Below are 20,290 nucleotides of genomic sequence, written 5' to 3' on the forward strand. Positions count from 1 at the left end.
GTATTCATCTAAAGGATTAGTGAATACTTGAGTTTTATAATGTTAGGTTCGAAAAACAAAACTGGGAATCAATTTTTCTCGTATTGTTTTTTCTAAATATGATTCTCTTTTTGTCATAAAGGGCAAAAAGACACGATTTAAGGGGTGAAGCAGTTGACAGGTCAACTAGTTCAGTATGGACGGCACCGCCAGCGTAGGAGCTATGCACGTATCAGTGAAGTTTTAGAATTACCGAATTTAATCGAAATTCAAACCGCTTCATATGAATGGTTCCTCGAAGAAGGCTTAAGAGAGATGTTCCAGGATATTTCTCCGATTGAAGATTTTACAGGAAACCTTTCACTGGAGTTTGTAGATTACAGCTTAGGTGAACCGAAGTATCCTGTAGATGAATCAAAGGAAAGAGATGTTACGTACAATGCTCCGCTTCGCGTAAAGGTTCGTTTAATTAATAATGAAACCGGTGAAGTGAAAGAACAGGAAGTATTTATGGGAGATTTCCCACTTATGACGGATACAGGTACATTTATTATTAATGGGGCTGAACGGGTTATCGTTTCACAGCTCGTACGTTCACCTAGTGTCTACTTCAATGAAAAAATCGACAAGAATGGTAAGCGTGGTATTGCTGCTACGGTTATTCCAAACCGTGGTGCATGGCTTGAATTCGAAACAGATGCAAAAGACATTGCATATGTCCGTATTGATCGTACGCGTAAATTGCCAATTACGGTATTGTTGCGAGCTTTGGGCTTTGGCACAGATCAAGAAATTGTCGATTTATTAGGCGAGAATGAATACTTACGAAATACACTTGAAAAAGATAATACAGAGACCACAGAAAAGGCATTATTGGAAATCTATGAGCGCTTACGTCCGGGTGAACCACCTACAGTAGAGAACGCGAAAAGCTTACTAGTTTCCCGTTTCTTTGATCCGAAGCGTTATGACCTTGCACACGTTGGTCGTTATAAAATGAATAAAAAGCTTCACATTAAAAATCGTTTGTTCAATCAAATTTTGGCTGAGGCAGTTGTTGACCCTGAAACAGGGGAGGTTTTAGCTGAAAAAGGTGAACGGCTTGAACGTAAACTACTAGATAAAATTCTCCCTTATTTAGAAAGGGAAGAAGAACGTTTTGGTGAGCGGATCCTTGAACCAAACGAAGGCATTTTGGAAGATGAAATCAATATCCAATCCGTAAAAATTATGGATCCAACTGATCCGAGTGGTGAGCGAGAATTAACTGTAATTGGAAATGGTGGCGTAACAAAAGAAATTAAAAATATCACTCCAGCTGATATTTTAGCTTCTATTAGCTATTTCTTTAATTTGCTTTACAAAGTTGGAGATACAGATGATATCGACCATCTTGGAAACCGCCGACTACGTTCAGTTGGTGAGTTATTGCAAAACCAATTCCGTATCGGTCTATCCCGGATGGAGCGTGTTGTTCGCGAGCGGATGTCAATTCAGGACACGTCAAGCGTAACGCCGCAACAGTTAATCAATATTCGTCCGGTAATTGCTTCAATTAAAGAGTTTTTCGGAAGCTCTCAGCTTTCACAATTTATGGATCAGACGAACCCATTAGGGGAATTGACGCATAAACGTCGTCTATCCGCACTAGGACCAGGTGGTTTGACTCGTGAGCGTGCGGGGTTTGAAGTGCGTGACGTTCATTACTCCCACTATGGTCGTATGTGTCCGATTGAAACGCCGGAGGGTCCGAACATCGGACTAATTAACTCGTTATCAAGCTATGCAAAGGTAAATAAATTTGGCTTTATTGAATCACCATACCGCCGTGTCGATCCGGAAACAGGTGAAGTAACGATGCAAATTGACTACCTGACAGCAGATGAACAAGATAACTATATTGTGGCGCAAGCAAACGCAAAACTTGATGAGGATAATAAATTTGTCGATACTGAAGTGATTGCTCGTTTCCGTGAAGATAATATCATTGTTTCGCGTGATAAAGTCGATTACATGGATGTATCGCCAAAACAGGTAGTTTCTGCTGCGACAGCTTGTATTCCTTTCTTAGAAAACGATGACTCTAACCGTGCGCTGATGGGAGCGAACATGCAACGTCAGGCGGTTCCTTTAATGAAGCCTGAAGCCCCGATTGTTGGTACTGGTATGGAGTATGTGAATGGGAAAGACTCAGGAGCTGCGGTGATAAGTCGTGGTGAGGGTGTTGTTGAACGCGTAGAAGCGAAAGAAATTGTTGTTCGTCATATTTCTGAAGTAGACGGCAAAGAAATTCAAGGTGACGTTGTTCGTTACAAACTGCAAAAATATAAACGTTCAAACCAAGGAACTTGCTATAATCAGCGTCCAATTGTTAGCGAGGGAGATCGCGTAACAACAGGTGAAGTACTTGCTGATGGTCCTTCAATGGAAGATGGAGAGCTTGCTTTAGGTCGTAACGTTCTTGTTGGATTTATGACATGGGAAGGTTACAACTACGAGGATGCAATCATCATGAGTGAAAGACTCGTGAAAGACGATGTATATACATCGATCCATATTGAAGAATTCGAGTCAGAAGCTCGTGATACAAAGCTTGGACCTGAAGAAATAACAAGAGATATCCCGAACGTTGGAGAAGACGCACTGAAGAACCTGGATGAGTATGGAATTATTCGTGTTGGTGCAGAAGTAACTGATGGAGATATTCTGGTTGGAAAAGTAACTCCTAAAGGGGTTACGGAATTATCCGCAGAGGAAAGGTTATTACATGCTATCTTCGGTGAGAAGGCTCGTGAGGTACGTGACACGTCCTTACGCGTTCCACATGGTGGAGGCGGTATTGTACTGGATGTTAAAATCTTCAACCGTGAAGATGGAGACGAACTGCCACCAGGTGTTAACCAATTAGTTCGTGCGTATATTGTACAAAAACGTAAAATTCATGAAGGGGATAAAATGGCTGGTCGTCACGGTAACAAAGGGGTTATCTCCAAAATTTTACCGGAAGAAGATATGCCGTTTTTACCAGATGGTACACCAATCGACATTATGCTTAACCCACTTGGGGTTCCGTCACGTATGAACATCGGACAAGTGTTTGAGTTGCATTTAGGAATGGCTGCTAGACAGCTTGGTATCCATGTTGCAAGTCCGGTATTTGATGGAGCGACAGAAGATGACGTTTGGGAAACACTTGAAGAAGCTGGTATGCCAAGAGATGCGAAAACAATTCTTTATGATGGTCGAACTGGAGAGGCGTTTGATAACCGTGTGTCTGTAGGGGTCATGTATATGATCAAACTTGCGCACATGGTTGATGATAAGCTTCATGCGCGTTCAACTGGACCATACTCATTGGTAACGCAGCAACCACTTGGTGGTAAAGCACAATTCGGTGGACAGCGTTTTGGTGAGATGGAGGTTTGGGCATTAGAGGCTTACGGTGCGGCGTATACACTGCAGGAAATCCTTACTGTGAAATCGGATGATACAGTAGGACGTGTGAAAACATACGAAGCAATTGTGAAAGGCGATAATGTTCCAGAGCCAGGAGTACCAGAATCCTTCAAGGTTCTAATCAAGGAATTACAAAGTCTTGGAATGGATGTTAAAATGCTTTCCAGTGACGAACAAGAAATCGATATGCGTGAGCTGGAAGAGGAAGAAGTTCAGGCAGCAACAAAGCTTAATATCGATGTAGAAGAGAATTAATAAAACAATACAGAATTGGTTCTGGGGTCTTTTCAAGATCCCAATGAACCATTCTGTTGTATATAATTATTTTTACATGAATCCAGAGGTAAAATTGCACATTAAAAAGGGAGGATTGCCCCTTGTTAGATGTAAATAATTTTGAGTATATGAAAATAGGTCTTGCTTCACCAGAAAAAATCCGTTCTTGGTCTTATGGTGAAGTGAAAAAACCAGAAACGATTAACTACCGTACGTTAAAACCGGAAAAAGATGGCTTGTTCTGTGAACGTATTTTCGGACCGCAGAAGGACTGGGAATGTCATTGCGGAAAGTACAAACGTGTGCGCTATAAAGGTGTAGTATGTGATCGTTGTGGAGTTGAAGTGACAAAGGCGAAAGTTCGTCGTGAACGCATGGGTCATATCGAACTTGCGGCACCTGTATCCCATATTTGGTATTTTAAAGGAATCCCAAGTCGAATGGGACTTGTGTTAGACATGTCTCCACGTGCGTTGGAAGAGGTTATTTATTTCGCTGCGTATATCGTTACAGATCCGGGCGGTACTCCTTTGGAGAAAAAGCAGTTATTATCGGAAAAAGAATACCGTGCTTATTACGATAAGTATGGCAATACGTTTAAAGCGCAAATGGGCGCAGAAGCGATTCGTAAGCTCCTTCAGGATATTGACCTTGAAAAAGAAGTAGATGCTTTGAGAGAAGAACTAAAATCGGCACAAGGTCAACGAAGAACACGAGCAATCAAACGTTTAGAAGTGATGGAAGCATTCCGTCATTCTGGTAATGATACGAGCTGGATGGTATTAGATGTTCTTCCAGTTATACCACCAGAAATTCGCCCGATGGTACAGTTGGATGGTGGACGTTTTGCCACTTCCGACTTGAATGATCTGTATCGTCGTGTAATTAATCGTAACAATCGTTTGAAACGTTTATTAGATCTTGGAGCACCAAGTATTATCGTACAAAACGAAAAACGTATGCTTCAAGAAGCGGTTGATGCATTAATCGATAATGGTCGTCGTGGTCGTCCGGTTACAGGACCAGGAAACCGTCCATTGAAATCACTATCTCACATGCTAAAAGGGAAGCAAGGTCGCTTCCGTCAAAACTTACTAGGAAAACGTGTGGATTATTCAGGACGTTCCGTAATCGTTGTAGGACCGAACTTAAAAATGTATCAGTGTGGATTACCTAGAGAGATGGCATTAGAGCTTTTCAAACCATTTATTATGAAAGAACTCGTAGAACGAGGGCTTGCGCATAATATTAAGTCTGCAAAGCGTAAAATTGAACGTGTACATCCGGATGTATGGGATGTATTAGAAGATGTGATCAAAGAGCATCCGGTTCTGCTTAACCGTGCACCAACATTGCATAGACTAGGTATTCAAGCGTTTGAACCGACATTGGTAGATGGACGCGCAATACGTTTGCATCCATTGGTATGTACAGCTTATAACGCTGACTTCGATGGTGACCAAATGGCTGTTCACGTTCCATTATCAGCAGAGGCACAAGCAGAAGCTCGTATTTTAATGCTTGCTGCTCAGAATATCTTGAACCCGAAAGATGGAAAACCAGTTGTAACACCTTCACAGGATATGGTATTGGGGAACTACTACCTAACGTTGGAGCGTGAAGATGCAGTCGGTGAAGGAAGTATCTTTAAAGACGCGAACGAAGCATTTATTGCCTATCAAAACGGCTATGTTCATTTGCATACACGCGTTGGTGTAGATGCCTCCAGTCTTCACAACAAGACATTTACCGAGGAGCAAAACAACCAAATAATGCTGACGACAGTTGGTAAGTTGATATTCAATGAAATCTTGCCAGAATCTTTCCCGTATATTAATGAGCCGACCAAAATGAATCTAGAGGTAAGAACTCCGGAACATTATTTTGTAGAGCGCGGCGCTAATATTAAAGAAGAAATTAAAAAACGTGAAGAAGTTAAACCGTTTAAAAAAGGCTTCCTAGGCGATATTATCGCAGAAGTATTTAAACGTTATAAAATTACGGAAACATCAAAAATGCTTGACCGGATGAAAGATCTTGGATTTAGCTATTCGACAAAAGCTGGTATGACTGTTGGTATTTCGGATATCGTTGTATTAGCTGAAAAAGAGGAAATCCTGGACGAAGCACAAATAAAAGTAGATAAAGTCTTGAAGCAATTCCGTCGTGGTTTAATTACCGAGGAAGAGCGTTACGATCGAGTGATTTCGATTTGGTCTAAAGCTAAAGATGTTATTCAAGACAAATTGATGGGCTCATTAAGCAATCGAAATCCAATCTTTATGATGAGTGATTCAGGAGCGAGGGGTAACGCATCTAACTTTACACAGCTTGCTGGAATGCGTGGACTCATGGCCGACCCAGGTGGACGAATCATTGAGATCCCGATTAAATCAAGTTTCCGCGAAGGTTTAACAGTACTTGAGTACTTTATTTCAACACACGGTGCGCGTAAAGGACTTGCGGATACGGCACTGAAAACTGCCGATTCTGGTTACCTAACAAGACGTCTTGTTGATGTAGCGCAGGATGTAATTATCCGTGAAGCAGACTGTGGAACAGATCGTGGCTTAACTGTAGCCGCGTTAGTTGATGGATCTGAAGTCATTGAACCGTTGATCGACCGTTTAATCGGCCGAACTGCTTTCATGAATGTAAAACATCCAGAAACTGGAGAGTTTATCGTTGGGAAGAACGAATTAATTACAGAAGACCAAGCGAAAGCAATTGTAGAAGCCAATATTGAAGAGGTAACGATTCGAACTGCCTTTACATGTAATACGAAACACGGCGTATGTCAGAAATGTTATGGCCGTAACCTAGCAACAGGTGCTGATGTAGAAGTAGGAGAAGCTGTAGGTATTATTGCAGCTCAATCGATTGGTGAGCCTGGTACACAGCTTACAATGCGTACATTCCACACTGGTGGTGTTGCAGGAGACGATATTACACAAGGTTTACCGCGTATTCAGGAGTTGTTCGAAGCGCGTAATCCAAAAGGGCAAGCAGTTATTACCGAAATTGATGGTACTGTTCAAGAGTTTAAAGAAGTCAAAGATAAGCAAGAGGTAGTTATCCAAGGTTCTGTTGAACAGCGTTCTTATGCAGTTCCGTACAATGCTCGTATGAAGGTTGCTATTGGAGATGCAGTTGTGGCCGGGCAAGAGCTGACAGAAGGTTCTGTTGACCCTAAAGAGCTACTTCGCATAAAAGGTGTAGACGGCGTTCAAGATTACTTGCTTCGCGAAGTTCAACGCGTTTACCGTATGCAAGGGGTAGAAATTGGGGATAAACACGTAGAAGTAATGGTTCGTCAAATGCTTCGTAAAGTTCGTGTGAACTCTGCAGGTGATACAGACGTATTACCAGGATCATTGCTAGAGCTGCACCAGTTCAAGGAAGCGAACCATACGGTGCTTAACGATGGCAGGGAACCTGCAACAGGTCGACCGGTATTACTAGGTATCACAAAAGCATCTCTTGAAACAGATTCATTCCTTTCCGCGGCATCGTTCCAAGAAACAACTCGAGTTCTTACCGATGCAGCAATTAAAGGAAAACGAGATGAGCTACTCGGTCTGAAAGAAAATGTTATTATCGGGAAACTTGTTCCTGCAGGTACTGGAATGCAACAATACCGTAGCATTAAATCAGAAATGGATCGACCAGAGCAGGAAGAAGTTGAAGAAGAAACAGAAACAGTTCAATAATGGTATCTGTTTTGTAATGAACGTGATGATTCTTTGAATTCTACTCCGTTCGTGAGTAGAGGTTAGGAAGAAGCTAAACAAGTAAAAAAATCGGGAACACCAAAAAATATAGCCATTTATATGTTGACATTAAAAAACGAGAATGGTACTATATTCAAGGTGCTCCCGTTATACTTGTTACTTTGGAGGATAGCAAAATGTCTTATGAAAAAGTGACGAAAGCTCAATCACGTATAATCGTTGGAAAAAAGCAGACACTGAAAGCCATGAAGAATGGTGAAGTAAGTGAAGTGTACATTGCTGAAGATGCTGACAAGCAATTAACACAAGAAGTAGTCAGTTTGGCAATTGAACAAGATATACCATATCAGCATGTGGATTCCATGAAGAAGCTTGGTGTCGCTTGTGGCATTAAAGTGGGCGCAGCAGCTGTGGCGTTAAGGAAATAACTATTTTAGCGAACAAAAAAGCTAAAATCTTATTTTTTACCCAAATATGAACCACCTGGATGTGTGGTATTACAATCGGTGTTCAGTAAGATCTGATTGCTGATTTTAATTAAATAATTAAATAAGGAAGGGAGGACATAAATAATGCCTACTATTAACCAGCTAGTTCGTAAAGGACGCGTTAGCAAAGTAAAGAAATCTGATTCACCAGCACTTAACAAAGGGTACAATAGCTTCAAGAAGAGACTTACTGATCAAAGTTCTCCACAAAAACGTGGTGTTTGTACACGTGTTGGTACGTTAACTCCAAAGAAACCGAACTCTGCACTTCGTAAATATGCACGTGTTCGTTTGTCAAACAACATGGAAGTAACTGCATATATCCCAGGTATCGGACACAACCTACAAGAGCATAGTGTTGTACTAATCCGTGGTGGTCGTGTAAAAGATTTACCAGGGGTACGTTACCACATCGTTCGTGGTGCACTTGACACTGCAGGAGTAGAAGGACGTATGCAAGGACGTTCTAAATACGGTACGAAAAGACCAAAAGAGAAAAAGTAAGTTTTAATCTAACATAGATAGGAAAGGAGGATACTAATATGCCTCGTAAAGGACCAGTGCCAAAACGTGATGTATTGCCAGATCCGCTTTATAATTCAAAATTAGTAACTCGTTTAATCAATCAAATTATGATTGATGGTAAACGTGGGAAAGCACAAAAAATCCTTTATAATGCGTTTGAACTTGTTGCTGAAAGAAGCGGCCAAAACGCAATGGAAGTTTTTGAGCAAGCTATGAAAAACGTAATGCCTGTACTTGAAGTTCGTGCCCGCCGTGTTGGTGGTTCTAACTACCAAGTACCAGTTGAGGTTCGCCCAGAGCGTCGCCAGGCATTAGGATTACGTTACATCGTTAACTATTCACGTCTACGTGGAGAGAAAACGATGGAAGATCGTCTTGCTAATGAAATCTTGGATGCTTCTAACAATACAGGAGCTGCTGTTAAGAGACGTGAAGAAATGCATAAAATGGCAGAAGCGAACAAAGCATTCGCTCACTACCGTTGGTAATACAATTCTAACAAAAGCTTTTAAGAGGAAGGAGAAGAATACATGGCTAGAGAGTTCTCCTTGGAAAAGACGCGTAATATTGGTATTATGGCGCACATTGATGCAGGTAAAACCACTACTACAGAGCGTATTCTTTTCTATACAGGACGTATTCACAAGATTGGTGAAACACACGAAGGTGCTTCGCAAATGGACTGGATGGAGCAAGAGCAAGAGCGTGGTATCACAATTACTTCTGCTGCAACAACTGCTGCTTGGAAAGAACACCGTATCAACATTATTGATACACCAGGACACGTAGACTTCACAGTTGAAGTTGAGCGTTCATTGCGTGTACTTGATGGAGCTGTTACAGTTCTTGATGCACAATCAGGTGTAGAACCACAAACAGAAACGGTATGGCGCCAAGCTACAACATACGGTGTACCACGTATCGTTTTCATTAACAAAATGGATAAAACAGGTGCAGACTTCTTGTATTCTACTGGTACTTTAAGAGAGCGCTTGGGTGCTAATGCACATCCAGTTCAGATGCCAATTGGCGCTGAAGATCAATTCACTGGTATTATCGATTTAATCACTATGGAAGCTTACTCTTACAAAGATGATTTAGGTACACTTTCTGAGTCAAGTGAGATTCCTGCTGAATTGTTAGAGCAAGCTAAAGAATTACGTGGAAACTTAATCGAAGCTGTTGCTGAAACAGACGAAGATCTGATGATGAAATACCTTGAAGGAGAAGAAATCTCTAAAGAGGAATTAAAAGTAGCTATTCGTCAAGCAACATTAAACGTTGAATTCTACCCAGTGTTCTGTGGTTCAGCATTTAAAAACAAAGGTGTTCAGTTAATGCTTGATGGTGTACTTGATTATCTTCCCGCTCCAACAGATGTGGCTGCGATCGAAGGTATTGTACCTGGAACAGAAGAAAAGGTAACTCGTCCATCATCTGATGACGCACCATTCTCTGCTTTAGCTTTTAAAGTTATGACAGATCCATTCGTTGGGAAGTTAACTTTCTTCCGCGTATACTCTGGAACGTTAAAATCCGGTTCATATGTAAAGAACTCTGTTAAGGATAAGCGTGAGCGTGTGGGACGTATTCTGCAAATGCATGCTAACTCCCGTGAAGAGATTTCTATTGCATATTCTGGTGAAATCGCTGCAGCAGTTGGGTTGAAGGATACTTCTACTGGGGATACTTTATGTGACGAAAAAGATCTAGTTATTTTGGAATCTATGGAGTTCCCAGAACCAGTTATCTCGGTTGCTATTGAACCAAAAACAAAAGCTGACCAAGATAAAATGGGTACTGCTCTAGGTAAATTAGCTGAAGAAGATCCAACATTTAAAACTGAAACAAATGTTGAAACTGGTCAAACAATTATATCTGGTATGGGTGAGCTTCACCTTGATATTATTGTAGATCGTATGAAACGTGAGTTTAAAGTAGAAGCAAACGTAGGCGCGCCACAAGTTGCATACCGCGAAACATTCCGTTCGGCTGCTGAGGTTGAAGGTAAATTTGTACGTCAGTCTGGTGGACGCGGACAGTTTGGTCACGTTTGGATTAAATTCGAGCCTAATGAAGAGGGCGCTGGATTTGAATTTGTAAACAAAGTTGTCGGTGGGGTTGTACCACGTGAATACATTCCTGCAGTTGAGCAAGGTGTAACAGAAGCCTTGGCCAATGGAGTGTTAGCTGGTTATCAATTAATCGACATTAAAGCGACATTATATGATGGAAGCTATCACGATGTTGACTCGAACGAGATGGCATTTAAAGTAGCTGCATCAATGGCATTGAAAGCGGCGAAAAACAAATGTAACCCTGTACTTCTTGAACCAATGATGCGTGTTGAAATCGTGATTCCAGAAGAATACATGGGAGACATCATGGGTGATGTTACATCACGTCGTGGACGTATTGAAGGTATGGAAGCTCGCGGTAACGCACAGCTTGTTAAAGGTTTCGTACCATTAGCAGAAATGTTTGGTTACGCAACTGCTTTACGTTCTAATACACAAGGTCGTGGAACATACACAATGACATTCGACCACTATGAAGAAGTGCCGAAAAGCGTTTCTGAGGAAATTATCGCGAAAAACGCAGGCAATTAATTGATTTTTTCCTTAATCTAACGTATAACAATTAATATAAAGGCTAAGGAATAACGGAAGTTGTTATTTCTTAGTTGAAAATATAATTAAAAAAACACTTTTATTTATTTAAAGGAGGAACTATAAATGGCTAAAGAAAAATTCGATCGCTCCAAAAGTCACGTTAACGTTGGGACTTTAGGACACGTTGACCATGGTAAAACTACATTAACAGCTGCAATCACAACTGTACTTGCAAAACACGGTGGTGGAGAAGCACGTGGCTATGACCAAATTGATGGTGCACCAGAAGAAAGAGAGCGTGGTATCACAATTTCAACTTCTCACGTAGAATATGAAACTGAAACTCGTCACTATGCACACGTTGACTGCCCAGGTCACGCTGACTATGTTAAAAACATGATCACTGGTGCTGCTCAAATGGACGGAGCTATCCTTGTAGTATCTGCTGCTGATGGTCCAATGCCACAAACTCGTGAGCACATCCTTCTATCTCGTAACGTTGGGGTACCTGCTTTCGTAGTATTCCTTAACAAAACAGATATGGTAGATGACGAAGAACTTCTTGAATTAGTAGAAATGGAAGTTCGTGATCTATTAACTGAGTACGATTTCCCTGGTGATGATGTACCAGTAATTAAAGGTTCTGCACTTAAAGCTCTAGAAGGCGATGCAGAATACGAAGAAAAAATTCTTGAATTAATGGCTGCAGTTGATGAGTATATCCCAACTCCAGAACGTGACAAAGAAAAACCTTTCATGATGCCAGTTGAGGATGTATTCTCAATCACTGGTCGTGGAACAGTTGCAACTGGTCGTGTTGAGCGTGGAGAAGTTAAAGTTGGAGATGAAGTTGAAATCATCGGTCTTGCTGAAGAGCCAGGTAAAACAACTGTAACAGGTGTTGAAATGTTCCGTAAGCTTCTTGACTATGCTGAAGCTGGTGACAACATTGGTGCGCTACTTCGTGGTGTATCTCGTGATGATATTAACCGTGGTCAAGTACTTGCTAAACCAGGTACAATTACACCACACACAAACTTCAAATCTGAAGTTTATGTATTATCAAAAGAAGAAGGTGGACGTCATACTCCATTCTTCTCAAACTATCGCCCACAGTTCTACTTCCGTACAACTGACGTAACTGGAGTTATCCAACTTCCAGAAGGCGTTGAAATGGTAATGCCTGGCGATAACATCGAAATGACAGTTGAACTAATTTCGCCAATCGCTATCGAAGAAGGAACTCGTTTCTCAATTCGTGAAGGTGGACGTACAGTAGGTTCAGGTGTTGTATCTACTATCCAAAAATAATTGGATTTTCTATAAAAACAGGTAACGTGACGACGTTGCCTGTTTTTTATATGTTCTAGAAATTGTCTTCATCTTGTCGTTGCACTAAAACGCTAAGGGTATAAACTGCGGCTTAATGTGGAATTATGCTTGAAGAGTATTTAGCTGTTCCAGAAGCACATTTGCCTTTCGTGGGTGACTTGAGAGCTTCCTACGCTAGAGTTGACTCACTGTCTATTACTAATATCGTTTATTGAATTAGAAAGGGTTTCTTCCGTGCTTTAACCAGTCCAGAGAAGCTGAAGCCGTACCGCGGAAACCATCCGCCCGAAGCGGTCCCGGACGGTGATAATTGCTCAGATTAAGCAATTAATCATTAGTTCGCAGTTCTTTCAAATAGCAATGTAGTAATAAATCTAAACCTTCCTATCTTCTTCTAAACCTAGTTATCAATTAGATCGAAAAAAGGTATGTGGTTATTATCACGAAAAACTTTCATGAATCACTTGCAATAACAGTATCACCTATGTATAATATAGAAATGCGTAAACGACTGTGAAAAAATAGTTGTTGCAATGACTAGACATTTTTAGTATACTATTAATGTTGGTCACAAGGCGATGATGTGAAAGGTTGTTGGCACACCCGGCCCCTTTGCCATGGCGGAGTGCTAAGAAATTTTCGCGGAGAATGTCTATAATAATATGGGCGAAAAAGGAGGGAAAATAATGGCAAAAGAGAAAATCAGAATTCGTTTAAAAGCATATGATCACCGTATTTTAGATCAATCTGCTGAAAAAATTGTAGATACTGCGAAACGTTCAGGTGCTAAAGTGTCTGGTCCGATTCCATTACCTACAGAGAAATCAATCTATACTGTACTTCGTGCGGTGCACAAGTATAAAGATTCTCGTGAACAATTCGAAATGCGTACACATAAGCGCTTGATCGATATTGTTGAGCCAACACCAAAAACAGTTGATGCATTAATGCGTCTTGACTTACCATCTGGTGTGGACATTGAAATCAAATTATAAAAACGTGTTTAATATAGGAGGTGTAACGGATGACGAAAGGAATCTTAGGTCGTAAAATCGGCATGACTCAGCTTTTTTCTGAAAACGGAGAATTAGTTCCAGTAACAGTAATACAGGCTGAGCCCAACGTAGTTTTGCAAAAGAGAACATTAGAAAATGATGGTTACGAAGCATTACAAATCGGTTTTGCTGATAAAAAGGAATCACGTACGAATAAAGCGGAAAAAGGTCATGCTGAAAAAGCAAGCACAGCCCCTAAGCGCTACGTTCGTGAAATCCGTAACGCAAATCTTGATGAGTACGAAGTAGGTCAAGAAATTAGCGTTGAAGTTTTCCAAGCTGGAGACAAGATTGATGTAACTGGAACTTCCAAAGGTAAAGGATTTCAAGGTTCAATCAAACGTCACGGACAAAGTCGTGGACCAATGGGTCACGGATCGCATTTCCACAGATCTTCAGGTTCTATGGGTGCGGCAGCTTATCCAGCACGTGTATTCAAAGGTAAAAAATTACCAGGACAAATGGGTTCTGAGCAAATCACAATCCAAAACCTAGAAGTAGTAAGTGTAGATACAGAACGTAATCTACTATTAATTAAAGGTAACGTACCTGGTGCAAAGAAATCATATGTGAAAATCACAAGTGCATTAAAAGGTAACTAATCACACAAACGAAGGGAGGATATGTCATGCCTAAAGTAGCACTTTTAAAACAAGATGGAAGTAATGCTGGAGAAATCGAATTAAACGATTCCGTATTCGGTATTGAGCCAAACACACATGTATTACACGAGGCGGTAGTGATGCAACGCGCATCTATGCGTCAAGGTACACATGCGGTTAAAAATCGTTCTGAAGTACGCGGCGGTGGTCGTAAACCATGGCGTCAAAAAGGAACTGGTCGTGCGCGTCAAGGATCCATTCGTTCACCACAATGGGTTGGCGGCGGTGTTGTTTTCGGACCAACTCCACGCAGCTATAGCTATAAATTACCAAAGAAAGTACGTCGTTTAGCACTTAAATCTGCATTGTCTTCTAAAGTAAAAGAAGATAACTTAGTTGTTTTGGATAGCATTGCTATTGATGCTCCAAAAACAAAAGAAGTTATTAAAATGCTAGATGCGCTAAGCGTGAATGCAAAAGCATTGATCGTGACTGCTGAAACAGACGAAACAGTAATTCGTTCTGCTAACAACCTTCAATCTGTAAAGGTATTGACTGTTGATGAAATCAATGTACTCGACTTGCTTGCGCATGACAAGCTGATCATTACAAAGGATGCAGCTGAAAAAGCAGGGGAGGTGCTTGCATAATGAAAGACGTACGCGATATAATTAAACGCCCTGTCATTACAGAGAATTCCGCTGATTTGATGGCAGAGAAAAAATATACGTTTGAAGTATCCCCGAAAGCAAACAAAACAGAAATCAAAGATGCAGTTGAAGTTATCTTTGGTGTCAAAGTAGAAAAAGTTAACACAATGAATGTTAAAGGTAAGTTCAAGCGGATGGGTCGTTACGGTGGGTATCGCTCAGATCGCAAGAAAGCTATCGTTCAGCTTACAGAAGACAGTAAAGAACTGGACTTCTTTGAAGCTTAATCTAAAAATATCGTGAAGGAGGGAAAAAGATGGCGATTAAAAAATTCAGACCAACCTCAAATGGTAGACGTAATATGTCTGTGCTAGACTTTGCAGAGATTACTACGGATACTCCAGAAAAATCCTTGTTAGCACCGCTAAGCAAACGTGGTGGTCGTAATAACCAAGGTAAGTTAACTGTTCGTCATCAAGGTGGCGGTCATAAGCGTCAATACCGTATTATCGATTTCAAACGCGATAAAGATGGTATACCAGGACGCGTTGCTACAATCGAATATGATCCAAACCGTACAGCTAATATTGCTCTTATCCATTACGCAGATGGAGAAAAGCGTTATATTTTAGCTCCAAAAGGACTTAAAGTAGGTCAAGTAATTGAATCAGGTGTAGATGCAGACATCAAAGTTGGTAATGCACTTCCACTTGCAAACATTCCAGTAGGTACAGTTATTCACAACATCGAATTGAAGCCAGGACGCGGTGGACAAATCGCTCGTTCAGCTGGAGCGGAAGCTCAAATTCTAGGACGTGAAGAAAAGTACACACTTGTACGTTTGGCTTCGGGTGAAGTTCGTTTAATTCTTACTACTTGCCGTGCATCTATTGGTCAAGTTGGAAACATTGAACATGAACTAGTTCGTGTTGGTAAAGCAGGTCGTTCACGTTGGAAAGGTATCCGCCCAACTGTTCGTGGATCTGTAATGAACCCTAACGATCACCCACACGGTGGTGGTGAAGGACGCGCACCAATCGGACGTAAGTCACCAATGTCACCATGGGGTAAACCGACACTTGGTTACAAAACGCGTAAACGTAACAAACCATCTGATAAGTATATTGTTCGTAAACGTAAAAAATAAACGTAAAGTAAGGACGGGAACTATTGCCCGTCTGCAACTCTGGAAGGAGGTTTATTCATGGGTCGTAGCTTGAAAAAAGGACCTTTTGCAGATGACCATCTATTGAAGAAGATTGATAGCCTAAACGAAGGTGACAAGAAGCAGGTTGTAAAAACTTGGTCACGTCGTTCTACAATTTTCCCTACATTTATCGGTCACACAATTGCTGTTTATGACGGACGTAAACATGTACCAGTTTATATTACAGAAGATATGGTCGGACATAAATTAGGTGAATTCGCGCCAACTCGTACGTATAGAGGACACGCTGCCGACGATAAGAAAACAAGACGTTAATAAGAGAGGAGGTACTAAGGCATGCAAGTTAAAGCCGTTGCGAAATCAGTTCGTATTGCTCCTCGTAAAGTTCGTCTAGTAATAGATCTAATTCGAGGAAAAAATGTTGGCGAAGCAATTGCGATTCTACGCCACACACAACGCGGTGCTTCACCAGTAGTAGAGAAGGTTCTAAAGTCTGCAGTAGCAAACGCAGAACACAACTATGAAATGGACACAGACAATCTAGTGATTTCTGAAGCATTCGTAAATGAAGGTGCTACATTGAAACGTTTCCGTCCACGTGCACAAGGACGCGCAAGTAAAATTAACAAACGCACAAGCCACATTACAGTTGTGGTAACTGAAAAGAAGGAGGGATAGTCAGTGGGTCAAAAAGTGAATCCAACAGGTCTTCGCGTAGGTATCATTAAAGACTGGGAGTCAAAGTGGTATGCTGGTAAAGACTATGCAGACTTACTACATGAAGATATTAAAATCAGAGAATATCTTGAAAACCGCTTAAGCACAGCTGCTGTTTCTTCTATCGAAATCGAACGTGCAGCTAACCGTGTAAACATTACAATTCATACTGGTAAACCAGGTATGGTTATTGGTAAAGGCGGTTCAGAAGTTGAAGCTCTACGTAAATCATTAAATAGCTTGACAGGTAAAAGAGTTCATATCAATATCGTTGAAATCAAGAAAGTTGATCTTAACGCTAAATTGGTTGCAGACAACATTGCTCGTCAATTAGAAAACCGTATTTCATTCCGTCGTGCTCAAAAGCAAGCAATTCAACGTGCAATGCGTGGAGGAGCAAAAGGAATTAAAACACAAGTTTCCGGCCGTCTTGGTGGAGCAGATATCGCTCGTGCGGAACATTATAACGAAGGAACAGTACCACTACACACTTTGCGTGCTGATATTGATTATGGTACAGCAGAAGCTGATACAACTTATGGTAAATTAGGTGTTAAAGTGTGGATCTATCGTGGAGAAGTCCTTCCAACAAAAAACAAGTAAAATAAGGGAGGGTACTCATTACTATGTTAATGCCTAAACGTGTTAAATATCGTAGACAACATCGTGGTAAAATGAGAGGCCAAGCAAAAGGCGGCACAACAGTTGCTTTTGGTGAGTTTGGTTTACAAGCGACAGAGGCTTCTTGGATTACAAGCCGTCAAATCGAGGCAGCTCGTATTGCAATGACTCGTTACATGAAACGTGGTGGTAAAGTTTGGATTAAGATTTTCCCAGACAAACCATATACTGCAAAACCGCTTGAAGTTCGAATGGGTTCCGGTAAAGGTGCTCCTGAAGGATGGGTAGCAGTAGTTAAACCAGGAAAAATTATGTTTGAAATCGCAGGTGTATCAGAAGAAGTTGCTCGTGAAGCATTAAGACTTGCTTCTCACAAACTGCCGATTAAAACTAAATTTGTAAAACGTGAAGAAATTGGTGGTGAAAGCAATGAAGGCTAATGAAATAAGAGATCTAACCACTGCCGAAATTGAACAAAAAGTTAAATCATTAAAAGAAGAACTATTTAATTTGCGTTTCCAACTTGCTACAGGTCAGTTGGAAAACACTGCACGTATCCGTGAGGTACGTAAAGCAATCGCACGTATGAAAACTGTAGTACGTCAACGTGAATTAAGCGTAAATAACTGATTCTACAGAGAGGAGGTTAGCCTCAATGACTGAGCGTAATAATCGTAAAGTTTACACAGGACGTGTTGTTTCCGATAAAATGGATAAAACAATCACTGTTCTAGTTGAAACATATAAGTTCCATAAATTATATGGAAAACGTGTTAAGTATTCAAAGAAATTCAAGGCACATGATGAAAACAACCTTGCAAAAACAGGGGACGTCGTTCGCATCATGGAAACTCGTCCGCTATCAGCTACGAAACGTTTTCGTCTAGTTGAAGTAACAGAAGAAGCCGTTATTATATAATTAAAGTTCGCTCGGAAGGTATCCGAAGGGAGGTCACAGTGTTATGATTCAACAAGAAACTCGTTTAAAAGTTGCAGATAACTCTGGTGCTCGTGAAGTATTAACCATCAAAGTATTGGGTGGATCAGGACGTAAAACTGCTAACATTGGTGATGTAATTGTTTGTTCCGTAAAACAAGCAACACCAGGCGGCGTTGTCAAAAAAGGCGAGGTTGTTAAAGCAGTAGTTGTACGTACTAAATCTGGTGCACGCCGTAAAGATGGATCTTATATCCGTTTTGATGAAAATGCTGCCGTAATTATCCGTGATGATAAAAGTCCAAGAGGAACTCGTATTTTTGGACCAGTTGCACGTGAATTACGTGATGCTAAATTCATGAAAATCGTATCTCTAGCTCCAGAAGTTCTATAATTGTTGTTCGTGTGAAGGAAAAAGACCACGAAGTTTGACGCACATAAGCTCTGTATTTTGGATGACAGTTACAATGTAACTCGTTAACTGTGATATACAGGAAACGTAATTTCTTCCAGAACAATAAAGCATATTGCCAAAATTTCGATGTGTCATTTTTACCAACAGTTCTGAACAACATCGATAAGTAAGAATTACCTTGTCAAGGAGGTGCGTTAAGCATGCATGTAAAAAAAGGTGATAAAGTTAAAGTATTATCCGGTAAAGACCGCGGTAAAACAGGTACTATTTTAGAAGCATTTCCGAAGAAAGAGCGTGTGCTTGTAGAGGGTGTTAACATGATTCAAAAACACGCGAAACCTTCTCAAGACAATCCGCAAGGCGGAATTCTTAACATAGAAGCTCCTATTCATGTTTCTAATGTAATGCCGATTGATCCAAAATCCGGTGAACCAACTCGTGTTGGACACGAAGTGCGAGACGGTAAGAAAGTCCGCATTGCGAAAAAATCCGGTGAAGCATTAGATAAATAATTTGTGCTGAAAGGAGGGCGCCACTATGAACGAATTAAAACAAAAATACCAAGATGAAATTTCACCATCTTTAATGAAGAAGTTTGAATATAAATCAGTTATGCAAGTACCAAAAATTGAAAAAATCGTGGTTAATATGGGTGTTGGTGATGCAGTTCAAAACTCAAAAGCATTAGACAGTGCTGTTGAAGAACTTTCATTATTATCAGGTCAAAAACCATTAATCACTCGTGCGAAAAAGTCTATCGCTGGATTCCGTCTACGTGAAGGAATGCCAATCGGGGCGAAAGTAACCCTTCGCGGTGAGCGCATGTACGAATTCCTTCAAAAGTTAATCGCGGTATCACTTCCACGTGTACGTGACTTCCGTGGTGTTTCTAAAAAAGCTTTTGATGGTCGTGGAAACTACACATTAGGTGTAAAAGAACAATTGATTTTCCCTGAAATCAATTACGATAAGGTAAGCAAAGTTCGTGGTATGGATATCGTTATTGTTACGACATCTAATACTGACGAAGAAGCTCGTGAACTATTAGCTCAGCTAGGCATGCCTTTCCAAAAATAAGCGTACAGCTAATACAAGGAGGGAAATTTGTGGCTAAAAAATCGATGATTGCGAAGCAAAAACGCCCGCAAAAATTCAAAGTACAAGAGTACACACGCTGTGAACGTTGTGGTCGTCCGCATTCTGTAATTCGTAAATTTAAACTTTGCCGTATTTGTTTCCGTGAACTTGCCTATAAAGGTCAAATTCCTGGTGTCAAAAAAGCAAGCTGGTAAACCCCGATTCGGGAAGGAGGTAATTAGTAATGGTTATGACAGATCCAATCGCAGATATGCTTACTCGTATTAGAAATGCAAACATGGTAAAACATGAAAAATTAGAGCTTCCTGCTTCTAAAATGAAAAAAGAGATCGCTGATATCCTGAAACGTGAAGGTTTTGTTAAAGATTATGAATTCGTTGAAGATAACAAGCAAGGTGTTCTACGTATTTTCTTGAAATACGGTGCAAATGAAGAACGAGTAATCACAGGTATCAAACGTATCAGTAAACCAGGATTGCGTGTATATGCTAAATCTACAGAAGTACCACGTGTACTTAACGGTTTAGGTATTGCTATCGTTTCAACATCTAAAGGTGTGCTATCTGACAAAGAAGCACGTTCACAAGCTGTTGGTGGCGAAGTTCTAGCATACGTCTGGTAATTATTA

The 20,290-nt window shown here is 40.7% G+C and carries 23 protein-coding genes; all 23 read left to right on the plus strand.

Going from position 1 to position 20,290, the window contains the following annotated elements; translation table 11 throughout:
* Positions 1-153: 153 nt before the first annotated feature.
* The 23 genes from rpoB to rpsH all read left to right on the plus strand — a co-directional run bounded on the left by rpoB (position 154) and on the right by rpsH (position 20,284).
* On the plus strand, positions 154-3,690 hold the full coding sequence (gene rpoB, locus F1560_RS08560; protein ID WP_149474223.1) for a DNA-directed RNA polymerase subunit beta: 3,537 nt from the start codon (positions 154-156) through the stop codon (positions 3,688-3,690).
* A gap of 122 nt (positions 3,691-3,812) precedes the next feature.
* Entirely contained in the window at positions 3,813-7,421 is a 3,609-nt protein-coding gene (gene rpoC, locus F1560_RS08565) for a DNA-directed RNA polymerase subunit beta' (protein ID WP_149474224.1), read from the plus strand.
* A gap of 197 nt (positions 7,422-7,618) precedes the next feature.
* A complete protein-coding gene (locus tag F1560_RS08570) occupies positions 7,619-7,870 on the plus strand; it encodes a 50S ribosomal protein L7ae-like protein (RefSeq protein WP_149474225.1) in 252 nt (83 codons plus the stop codon).
* Between the two features lie 144 nt (positions 7,871-8,014).
* Complete coding sequence (gene rpsL, locus F1560_RS08575) at positions 8,015-8,434, plus strand: 30S ribosomal protein S12 (protein WP_095313564.1); 420 nt, start codon at positions 8,015-8,017, stop codon at positions 8,432-8,434.
* 38 nt (positions 8,435-8,472) lie between these two features.
* The gene (rpsG, locus tag F1560_RS08580) at positions 8,473-8,943 is read left to right on the plus strand and encodes a 30S ribosomal protein S7 (RefSeq protein ID WP_149474226.1); all 471 of its coding nucleotides are present in this window, start codon (positions 8,473-8,475) and stop codon (positions 8,941-8,943) included.
* A 42-nt stretch (positions 8,944-8,985) separates the two neighbouring features.
* Positions 8,986-11,064, plus strand: a complete 2,079-nt coding sequence (fusA, locus tag F1560_RS08585; RefSeq protein ID WP_149474227.1) for an elongation factor G — start codon at positions 8,986-8,988, stop codon at positions 11,062-11,064.
* Positions 11,065-11,190: 126 nt separating this feature from the next.
* Complete coding sequence (tuf, locus tag F1560_RS08590) at positions 11,191-12,378, plus strand: elongation factor Tu (RefSeq protein WP_149474228.1); 1,188 nt, start codon at positions 11,191-11,193, stop codon at positions 12,376-12,378.
* 707 nt (positions 12,379-13,085) lie between these two features.
* Positions 13,086-13,394, plus strand: coding sequence for a 30S ribosomal protein S10 (gene rpsJ, locus F1560_RS08595; protein WP_095313553.1), 309 nt, complete (start codon positions 13,086-13,088; stop codon positions 13,392-13,394).
* A 29-nt stretch (positions 13,395-13,423) separates the two neighbouring features.
* Entirely contained in the window at positions 13,424-14,056 is a 633-nt protein-coding gene (gene rplC, locus F1560_RS08600; RefSeq protein ID WP_149474229.1) for a 50S ribosomal protein L3, read from the plus strand.
* Positions 14,057-14,082: 26 nt separating this feature from the next.
* On the plus strand, positions 14,083-14,706 hold the full coding sequence (rplD, locus tag F1560_RS08605; protein WP_149474230.1) for a 50S ribosomal protein L4: 624 nt from the start codon (positions 14,083-14,085) through the stop codon (positions 14,704-14,706).
* Positions 14,706-14,993, plus strand: a complete 288-nt coding sequence (gene rplW / locus F1560_RS08610) for a 50S ribosomal protein L23 (RefSeq protein ID WP_149474231.1) — start codon at positions 14,706-14,708, stop codon at positions 14,991-14,993. The genes rplD and rplW overlap by 1 nt, the downstream gene beginning before the upstream one ends.
* 29 nt (positions 14,994-15,022) lie before the next feature.
* On the plus strand, positions 15,023-15,853 hold the full coding sequence (gene rplB / locus F1560_RS08615; protein WP_149474232.1) for a 50S ribosomal protein L2: 831 nt from the start codon (positions 15,023-15,025) through the stop codon (positions 15,851-15,853).
* A 57-nt stretch (positions 15,854-15,910) separates the two neighbouring features.
* The gene (gene rpsS, locus F1560_RS08620; protein WP_149474233.1) at positions 15,911-16,189 is read left to right on the plus strand and encodes a 30S ribosomal protein S19; all 279 of its coding nucleotides are present in this window, start codon (positions 15,911-15,913) and stop codon (positions 16,187-16,189) included.
* A 21-nt stretch (positions 16,190-16,210) separates the two neighbouring features.
* Complete coding sequence (gene rplV / locus F1560_RS08625) at positions 16,211-16,552, plus strand: 50S ribosomal protein L22 (protein WP_149474234.1); 342 nt, start codon at positions 16,211-16,213, stop codon at positions 16,550-16,552.
* A gap of 3 nt (positions 16,553-16,555) precedes the next feature.
* Entirely contained in the window at positions 16,556-17,194 is a 639-nt protein-coding gene (gene rpsC, locus F1560_RS08630; RefSeq protein ID WP_095313542.1) for a 30S ribosomal protein S3, read from the plus strand.
* Positions 17,195-17,217: 23 nt separating this feature from the next.
* Positions 17,218-17,652 carry a 50S ribosomal protein L16 gene (gene rplP, locus F1560_RS08635; protein WP_026680240.1) on the plus strand — a complete coding sequence of 145 codons (435 nt, stop codon included), beginning with the start codon at positions 17,218-17,220 and terminating at the stop codon, positions 17,650-17,652.
* Positions 17,642-17,842: a 50S ribosomal protein L29 gene (gene rpmC, locus F1560_RS08640; protein ID WP_087975050.1), complete on the plus strand. Its 201-nt coding sequence runs from the start codon at positions 17,642-17,644 to the stop codon at positions 17,840-17,842. The genes rplP and rpmC overlap by 11 nt, the downstream gene beginning before the upstream one ends.
* Before the next feature lie 25 nt (positions 17,843-17,867).
* Positions 17,868-18,131 (plus strand): 30S ribosomal protein S17, encoded by a 264-nt coding sequence (gene rpsQ, locus F1560_RS08645; protein WP_095313540.1) that lies wholly within the window; start codon positions 17,868-17,870, stop codon positions 18,129-18,131.
* Positions 18,132-18,174: 43 nt separating this feature from the next.
* Positions 18,175-18,543 (plus strand): 50S ribosomal protein L14, encoded by a 369-nt coding sequence (gene rplN, locus F1560_RS08650; RefSeq protein ID WP_149474235.1) that lies wholly within the window; start codon positions 18,175-18,177, stop codon positions 18,541-18,543.
* Positions 18,544-18,764: 221 nt separating this feature from the next.
* Positions 18,765-19,076, plus strand: coding sequence for a 50S ribosomal protein L24 (gene rplX, locus F1560_RS08655; RefSeq protein WP_095313537.1), 312 nt, complete (start codon positions 18,765-18,767; stop codon positions 19,074-19,076).
* Between the two features lie 25 nt (positions 19,077-19,101).
* Positions 19,102-19,641 carry a 50S ribosomal protein L5 gene (gene rplE, locus F1560_RS08660; RefSeq protein ID WP_149474236.1) on the plus strand — a complete coding sequence of 180 codons (540 nt, stop codon included), beginning with the start codon at positions 19,102-19,104 and terminating at the stop codon, positions 19,639-19,641.
* 29 nt (positions 19,642-19,670) lie between these two features.
* Positions 19,671-19,856 (plus strand): 30S ribosomal protein S14, encoded by a 186-nt coding sequence (gene rpsN / locus F1560_RS08665; RefSeq protein ID WP_011064535.1) that lies wholly within the window; start codon positions 19,671-19,673, stop codon positions 19,854-19,856.
* A 29-nt stretch (positions 19,857-19,885) separates the two neighbouring features.
* Positions 19,886-20,284, plus strand: coding sequence for a 30S ribosomal protein S8 (gene rpsH / locus F1560_RS08670; protein ID WP_149474237.1), 399 nt, complete (start codon positions 19,886-19,888; stop codon positions 20,282-20,284).
* Positions 20,285-20,290: the final 6 nt, after the last annotated feature.

It is taken from the genome of Oceanobacillus polygoni (genome assembly GCF_008304605.1).
GTDB lineage: Bacteria > Bacillota > Bacilli > Bacillales > Amphibacillaceae > Oceanobacillus > Oceanobacillus polygoni.